Origin of the sequence: Micromonospora sp. RV43 (genome assembly GCF_001029515.1) — a bacterium.
In the GTDB taxonomy this organism is placed as follows: domain Bacteria; phylum Actinomycetota; class Actinomycetes; order Mycobacteriales; family Micromonosporaceae; genus Micromonospora; species Micromonospora aurantiaca.
Genome location: NZ_LEKG01000264.1, coordinates 1 through 6,782 on the forward strand (window position 1 = coordinate 1; position 6,782 = coordinate 6,782).

The following is a 6,782-nucleotide window of genomic DNA, read 5'->3' on the forward strand; positions in this document are numbered from 1 at the left end:
GTCCGGCGTCGGCATCGGCTGGCGCCCCGAGATCGCCGGTTTCGTCGCCGGGCTGCCGGGGCTGCGCTTCGTCGAGGTGGTCGCGGAGGCGGTCGCCCCAGCCGGGCCGCTCCCGGACGGGCTCGCCGAGCTGCGCGGACGCGGCGTCGACGTCGTACCCCACGGGGTGCGGCTGTCCCTCGGCGGCGCCGAGCCGGTCGACCCGGCGCGGGTGGCGCACCTGGCCGGGGTGGCCGCGGCCCTGGACGCGCCGCTGGTGAGCGAGCACATCGCGTTCGTGCGGGCCGGCGGCCTGGAGGCCGGTCACCTGCTGCCGCTGCCGCGCAGCCGCGAGGCGGTCGCCGCGGTGGTGGCGAACGTCCGGCGGACGCAGGCGGAGCTGCCGGTGCCGCTGGCCCTGGAACCGATCGCGGCGCTGTTCGACTGGCCGGACGACGAGCTGGACGAGGCGGACTTCCTCACCGAGATCCTCGACGCCACCGACGCGCTGCTGCTGCTCGACATCGCGAACGTGCACGCCAACGCCCGCAACCGGGGCGGCGATCCGGCCGCGCTGCTGGACCGGCTGCCGCTGGAACGCATCGCCTACGTGCACGTCGCGGGCGGCGCCGAGCACGGCGGCTTCTACCACGACACGCACACCGATCCGGTGCCCGCCGCCGTGCTGGACCTGGTCCGCGAGCTGTGCGCCCGGCGCCGGCCGCCCGCGCTGCTGCTGGAACGCGACGGGCACTACCCGCCCGCCGCCGAGCTGCGCGGCGAGCTGGACGCGCTGGCCGCCGCGTCCGGCCACCCGGTGGTCACGTGAGCGGCGACCTGGCGGCCCGGCAGGCCGAGCTGGTCGCCGCGCTCGTCGCCGGTGGACCGCTGCCGCCCGGCTTCGCCCCGGCCCCGGTCGAGGCGGCCCGCCGGGCGCTGCTGCGCAAGCGGGCCGGGGACGTGGCCCGGCACTGGCCGCTGGTCGCCGCCGGCCTCGGACCGGACTGGCCGGCCGCGTTCACCACATGGGCCGACGGCCGTCCCACGAACGGGTCGCTGCGCGACGGCTGGGACCTGGCCCGCGACCTGCGCGACCGGGACGCGCTGCCGCCGCTGGGCACGGAGGAGCTGGCCGTGCGCGAGGCCGCAAGCCGCTACGACGGCCGCCGCCCGCCCCGGCCACGCCGGCTGCCGGCACTCGCCCGCGTCGGCGGCGCCGTCGCGGTCCAGGTCGCCGGCCGGGTACGCCTGGTGCGGCCCGCCCCGCGCTGACAGGCACCCGCCGGTACGGCAGGATCGGTGCATGGATCTCGGACTCGCCGACCGGGTGTACGTGCTCACCGGCGCCTCCGGCGGCCTCGGCTTCGCCACCGCCGAACAACTCGTCGCCGACGGCGCCCGGGTGGTCCTCTCCGCGCGTACCCCGGAACGGGTGGCCGCCGCCGTCGAGGCGCTCGGCGACCCGCAGCGGGCGATCGGGCTGACCGCCGACCTCACCGACCCCGCCACCCCGGAGCGGCTCGTCGCCGCCGCCCGCGAACACTTCGGCCGCCTCGACGGCGCGCTGATCTCGGTCGGCGGCCCGCCGCCCGGCACCGCCGCCACCGTCACCGACGAGCAGTGGCGGGAGTCGTTCGAGACGGTCTTCCTGGGCAGCGTCCGGCTCGCCCGCACGGTGGCCGGAGCGCTCACCGACGGCGGCGCGATCGGGCTGGTGCTGTCCACCTCGGTACGCGGACCGCTACCAGGGCTCGGCATCTCCAACGGCCTGCGGCCGGGTCTGGCAGGCGTGGCCAAGGACATGGCCGACGAGTTCGGCCCGCGCGGCGTACGCGTGGTCAGCCTGCTGCCGGGACGGATCATGACCGACCGCAACCGGGAGCTGCTGGCCGGTTCCGGCGATCCCGAGCGGGCCCGCGCGCAGGCCGAGGCGGCGATCCCGCTCGGGCGCATCGGCGACCCGGCGGAGTTCGGCAGGGTGGCCGCGTTCCTGCTCTCCCCCGCCGCCGGGTACGTCACCGGGATCACCGTTCCGGTCGACGGCGGCGCGCTGCGCGGGCTGTGACGGTGGCTGCGGTGGCCGGGCTTCCCGCGGCGGGCCGGTCACCCGGGACGGTGGGCCGGTGAGCGATCGACGGCGGCCGGCCGGTGGTCGGCCCGAGGCCGCGCCCGGACCGGGCACGCCCGCCCGCCGCCACCCCCGGCCCAGCCGCGAGCAGCTCGCCGCGGCGGCCGACCGGCTGCTGCCCGACGTGATCGCGCCCGGCCTCGACGTGCTGTTCGTCGGCATCAACCCGGGCCTGTGGTCGGCGGCCACCGGCTGGCACTTCGCCCGCCCGGGCAACCGGTTCTGGCCCGCCCTGCACCGGGGCGGCTTCACGCCACGCCTGCTGCACCCCAGCGAACAGGACACGCTCCCGGCGCTGGGCCTCGGGATCACCAACATGGTGGCCCGGGCCAGCGCCCGCGCCGACGAGCTGACCGCCGACGAACTCGTCGACGGCGCCGCCACGCTCACCGCGAAGGTCGAGCGCTACCGGCCGCGCTGGGTGGCTGTGGTCGGTGTGACCGCGTACCGGATAGGGTTCGCCCGGCCGAAGGCCGGTTTCGGGCCGCAGCCGGAGACGCTCGCGGCGGCCCGGCTCTGGGTGCTGCCCAACCCGAGCGGCCTGAACGCCCACTTCACGCCGGAGACGCTCGGCGCCGCGTTCGCCGAGCTGCGCGCCGCGGTCGCCGCGGGCTAGTTGGCGGCCGCCGGGGGCATGGCCTCGTGGGCGACGTAGGTGCCCATCGGCACCGTGGTCACCACCGGCTCGGGCTGCTCGGCCTCGGTGTGGGGCGCCGGCGAGTCGGTGACCGCGAACTGGGTGCGGTACAGCTCGGCGTACAGGCCGCCGACCGCCACCAGCTCGTCGTGCCGGCCGCGCTCCACGATCCGGCCCTCGTCGAGCACGAGGATCTGGTCGGCGTCGCGCACTGTGGAGAGCCGGTGCGCGATCACCAGCGCGGTACGCCCGGTCAGCGCCACGGACAACGCCCGCTGCACCGCGGCCTCGCTCTCCGAGTCCAGGTGGGCGGTGGCCTCGTCGAGGATCACGATCGACGGGGCCTTGAGCAGCAGCCGCGCGATGGCGATGCGCTGCTTCTCGCCGCCGGAGAAGCGGTAGCCCCGCTCGCCGACCGTCGTGTCGAGCCCGTCCGGCAGTGCCCGGACCAGGTCGGCGACCTGCGCGCCGGCCAGCGCCGCCCAGATCTCGTCGTCGGTGGCGTCGGGCTTGGCGTAGCGCAGGTTCTCCCGGATCGTCTCGTGGAACAGGTGCGAGTCCTGGGTGACCACGCCGATCTCGTCGCGCAGCGAGGCGAGCGTCGCGTCCCGCACGTCGACGCCACCGACCAGCACCTGGCCGTCGCTGACGTCGTAGATCCGGGAGATCAGCATGGACAGCGTCGACTTGCCCGCCCCGGAGGGGCCGACCAGGGCCACCATCTGCCCCGGCTCGACGGCGAACGAGACGCCCCTGAGCACCGGCTCGTTCACCGTGCGGTCGAGGGTCGAGACCTCCTCCAGGGAGGCGAGCGACACCTCGGCGGCGCTCGGGTAGCGGAAGCGCACGTCGCGGAACTCGACCCGGCCGTTGCCGCGCGGCACCGGCACCGCGTCGGGCTTCTCGGCGATGGACGGGCGCAGGTCGAGCACCTCGAAGACCCGGTCGAAGGAGACGAGCGCGCTCATCACGTCGACCCGGACGTTGGACAGCGCGGTCAGCGGGCCGTAGAGCCGGGTCAGCAGCAGTGCGAGCTTGACGACGGTGCCGGCGCTGACCGCCCCGGTGACCGCCAGCCAGCCGCCCACGCCGTACGTCAGCGCCTGGGCCAGCGACGCGACGAGCAGCATCGCGACGAAGAACGTCCGCGAGTACATCGCGGACTGGATGCCGATGTCGCGTACGCGCTCGGCCCGGCGGGCGAACCGGTCGGCCTCCACCTCCGGCGCGCCGAACAGCTTGACCAGGAGCGCGCCCGCGACGCCGAACCGCTCGGTCATCGTGGCGTTCATCTTGGCGTCGAGGTTGTACGACTCGCGGGTGATCTCGGCCAGCCGCCGGCCGACCCGGCGGGCCGGGATGATGAAGATCGGCAGCAGCACCAGCGCCATCACGGTGATCTGCCAGGACAGCACGAGCATCGCCCCGGCGGTGAGCACGAGCTGGATGACGTTGCTGACCACGCCGGACAGCGTCGAGGTGAACGCGCGCTGGGCGCCGAGCACGTCGTTGTTGAGCCGGCTGACCAGGGCGCCGGTCTGGGTGCGGGTGAAGAACTGCAACGGCATCCGCTGGACGTGGTCGTACACCCGGGTGCGCAGGTCGAGGATGATGCCCTCGCCGATGCGGGCCGAATACCACCGCTGGACCAGGGAGAACAGCGCGTCGGCCACGGCGAGCGCGGCGATGATCAGGGCGAGCCGGACCACTGTCGAGCGGGCGTCCGGGCCGCCCCCGGCGATCGCGTCGATGACGTCGCCGGCGAGCAGCGGCGTGGCCACGCCGATCACCGCGGCGACGATCACGGTGATCAGGAAGACGACGATGTCGCGCCGGTAGGGCCGGGCGAACGCGACGATCCGCCGGGCGGTGCCGCGCTTGAGCTCGTGGGCGGAGACCTCGTCACGGTTACGCAGCGACCGGAGCATGCTCCAGCCGCCCATGCCGCCGCCGGCCATCGGGTGGGACACTCGTCACCTCCGGGTCGTCGGGGCAGCATGAACCGTCGGAGTCCATTCTCCCGACGCCTGTGACAACCTCGCGAGTAACCCGGATCTTCCCGAACGGTCCTTACGAAATCGCCGTACCGGCTATTCGCCCCGCCCGGCCAGGTCCCGGATCCGCCGGGTCTGCGCCTCGCGCTCGGCGCGCTGCTGCTCGGCGTGCGAGCGCACGGCCGCGCCCGCGAGCAGCGCCTTGATCTCGATGATCGCGTCCCGGTTGTTGGCGAGCAGCCCGGCGGAGAGATCACGCACGGCGCCGTCCAGCTCGTCGTTCGGCACCACGAGCGTGGCCAGGCCGATCCGGTCCGCCTCGGCGGCGTCCATCCGCCGGCCGGTGGCGCAGATCTCCAGCGCCCGGGAGTAGCCGACCAGCTCGACCAGGCGGCGCGTGCCGGCCAGGTCGGGAACCAGGCCGAGGGTCACCTCGGCCATCGAGAGCTTCGCGTCGGCGGCGAGCACCCGCATGTCGCAGGCCAGCGCCAGCTGGAAGCCGGCGCCGATGGCGTGGCCCTGAACCGCGGCGATCGACACCACGTCCGGCCGGTGCAGCCAGGTGAAACCGTCCTGATAGCCGGCGATCCGGTCGGCGCACTCCGCCTCCGGCATCGCGGCCAGCTCGGCGAAGGAGCCCGGCCCGGTCGCACCGGCGACCGCCAGGTCCAGGCCCGCGGAGAAGGCGCGCCCCTCTCCGCGTACGACGACGACGCGTACGTCGCCGGGCAGGTCGCGGGAGAAGTCGCTCATCGCGCGCCACATCGCCGGGGTCTGGGCGTTGAGCACGTCGGGCCGGCACAACGTCACCGTCGCGACCGGCCCGTCGCAGTCGAAGCGCACTCCGGTCGTCTCGGCGGTCACCGGACGCCCCGGAACGCGCTGATGGACGACGCTGGGGGGCGGGTCACGCCTTCTTCCGGCGCCGGGCGCCGCCGCGCTGCCGCAGCTGCACCCCGGACTCGGTGAGCACCCGGTGGATGAACCCGTAGGAACGGCCGGTCGAGGCCGCCAGAGCACGGATGCTCTCTCCGCCGGTGTACCGCTTTACCAGGTCTTTGGCGAGCGTCTGACGCTCGGCCCCGACGATCCGGCGACCCTTCTCAGTGCTGGTGGCTGTGCCGGTGGCTGCCATGCTGATTCCTCACGTCCCAGACTGTGCGGTTCGGATACGGTCCCACCTATTAGACCGCCTCGAACGATCATGCGCCAGATATCAACTATTCGCCAACCGACACGCTACGCAATGTCAGCTTCCCGATAGAGTGATCCTTCCGGCCGGCTGATCCGTACCGGCCCGCCGGACGAATCCACCGGACGAACCCGTCGGCGCCACTTCGGCGAAGTGGCGGCATCGCCGCGCTCCGGACACCTCCACTTCGGCGAGCTGGTGTGGATCATGGGGATGACGGGTGCGCGGGGGCCGTATCGTGCCCGGGGTGTTCGACGTGATCTCGGCCGCGGCGGGTGCGGCCGGCGTGTTCGCCGCCACCAACCTCGACGACATAGTCGTGCTCACCGTGCTGTTCGTGGCGGCCCGGCACAACGGCCGGCCCCGGCCCTGGCAGATCGTCGCCGGGCAGTACGCGGGCATCGGCGCGCTCGTCGCGGTCGCGGTGGTGGCCGCCGCCGGGCTGCTCGTGGTGCCGGATCCGTGGCCCGGCCTGCTCGGGTTGCTGCCGGTCGCGCTCGGCGTCCGCGCGCTGCTGACCCGGCGCGACGACGACGAACCGCCGGCGGTGGTCGGCAGCCTGCTCGGCGTCGCCGGGGTGACGATCGCGAACGGCGCCGACAACATCGCCGTCTACGTGCCGGTGTTCCGCGCCCTCGACCCGGTCACCGGGCTGATCTGGCTGCTGGTGTTCGCCGTGCTGGTGGCCGTGTGGTGCGCGGTCGCCGCCGCGCTCGGCGGGCACCCCCGGGTGGTGGCGCTGGTCGGTCGCGCCGGCCACTGGCTGGTCCCGGCGATCTTCATCGCCATCGGCGCGACCATCCTGCTCACCTCCGGCGTCCTCCCCCACCTGGCCGCCCTCCTGCCCCTTCT

Annotated in this window: 8 protein-coding genes; 5 read left to right on the forward strand and 3 right to left on the reverse strand. The window is 74.5% G+C overall.

Going from position 1 to position 6,782, the window contains the following annotated elements; all coding sequences use genetic code 11:
* The 4 genes from ABD52_RS35265 to mug form a co-directional block, all read left to right on the forward strand.
* On the forward strand, positions 1-808 hold an 808-nt coding region (locus tag ABD52_RS35265; protein WP_047894587.1), incomplete at its 5' end, for a DUF692 domain-containing protein.
* A complete protein-coding gene (locus ABD52_RS35270; protein WP_013287429.1) occupies positions 805-1,251 on the forward strand; it encodes a hypothetical protein in 447 nt (148 codons plus the stop codon). The genes ABD52_RS35265 and ABD52_RS35270, both read left to right, overlap by 4 nt.
* Before the next feature lie 31 nt (positions 1,252-1,282).
* A complete protein-coding gene (locus tag ABD52_RS35275; RefSeq protein WP_047894588.1) occupies positions 1,283-2,044 on the forward strand; it encodes an SDR family oxidoreductase in 762 nt (253 codons plus the stop codon).
* 58 nt (positions 2,045-2,102) lie between these two features.
* The gene (mug, locus tag ABD52_RS35280) at positions 2,103-2,723 is read left to right on the forward strand and encodes a G/U mismatch-specific DNA glycosylase (RefSeq protein ID WP_013287431.1); all 621 of its coding nucleotides are present in this window, start codon (positions 2,103-2,105) and stop codon (positions 2,721-2,723) included.
* Here the strand turns inward: mug and ABD52_RS35285 are convergent.
* The 3 genes from ABD52_RS35285 to ABD52_RS35295 all read right to left on the reverse strand — a co-directional run bounded on the left by ABD52_RS35285 (position 2,720) and on the right by ABD52_RS35295 (position 5,873).
* The gene (locus ABD52_RS35285; RefSeq protein ID WP_030274200.1) at positions 2,720-4,702 is read right to left on the reverse strand and encodes an ABC transporter ATP-binding protein; all 1,983 of its coding nucleotides are present in this window, start codon (positions 4,700-4,702) and stop codon (positions 2,720-2,722) included. The two genes, mug and ABD52_RS35285, sit on opposite strands and share 4 nt — an antisense overlap.
* Positions 4,703-4,834: 132 nt before the next feature.
* Positions 4,835-5,602: an enoyl-CoA hydratase/isomerase family protein gene (locus ABD52_RS35290; protein WP_013287433.1), complete on the reverse strand. Its 768-nt coding sequence runs from the start codon at positions 5,600-5,602 to the stop codon at positions 4,835-4,837.
* A gap of 43 nt (positions 5,603-5,645) precedes the next feature.
* Positions 5,646-5,873: a helix-turn-helix domain-containing protein gene (locus ABD52_RS35295; protein ID WP_007072022.1), complete on the reverse strand. Its 228-nt coding sequence runs from the start codon at positions 5,871-5,873 to the stop codon at positions 5,646-5,648.
* A 304-nt stretch (positions 5,874-6,177) separates the two neighbouring features.
* Here ABD52_RS35295 and ABD52_RS35300 point away from each other — a divergent pair.
* Positions 6,178-6,782 (forward strand): cadmium resistance transporter (locus ABD52_RS35300; RefSeq protein ID WP_235437656.1); only part of this gene is annotated, 605 nt, incomplete at its 3' end.

What these genes read in the sequence shown, in the direction of transcription:
- ABD52_RS35275 (WP_047894588.1), top strand. Translation starts at nt 1,283, where the DNA reads ATGGATCTCGGACTCGCCGACCGGGTGTACGTGCTCACCGGCGCCTCC.
- ABD52_RS35285 (WP_030274200.1), bottom strand. Translation starts at nt 4,702, where the DNA reads ATGGCCGGCGGCGGCATGGGCGGCTGGAGCATGCTCCGGTCGCTGCGT.
- ABD52_RS35295 (WP_007072022.1), bottom strand. Translation starts at nt 5,873, where the DNA reads ATGGCAGCCACCGGCACAGCCACCAGCACTGAGAAGGGTCGCCGGATC.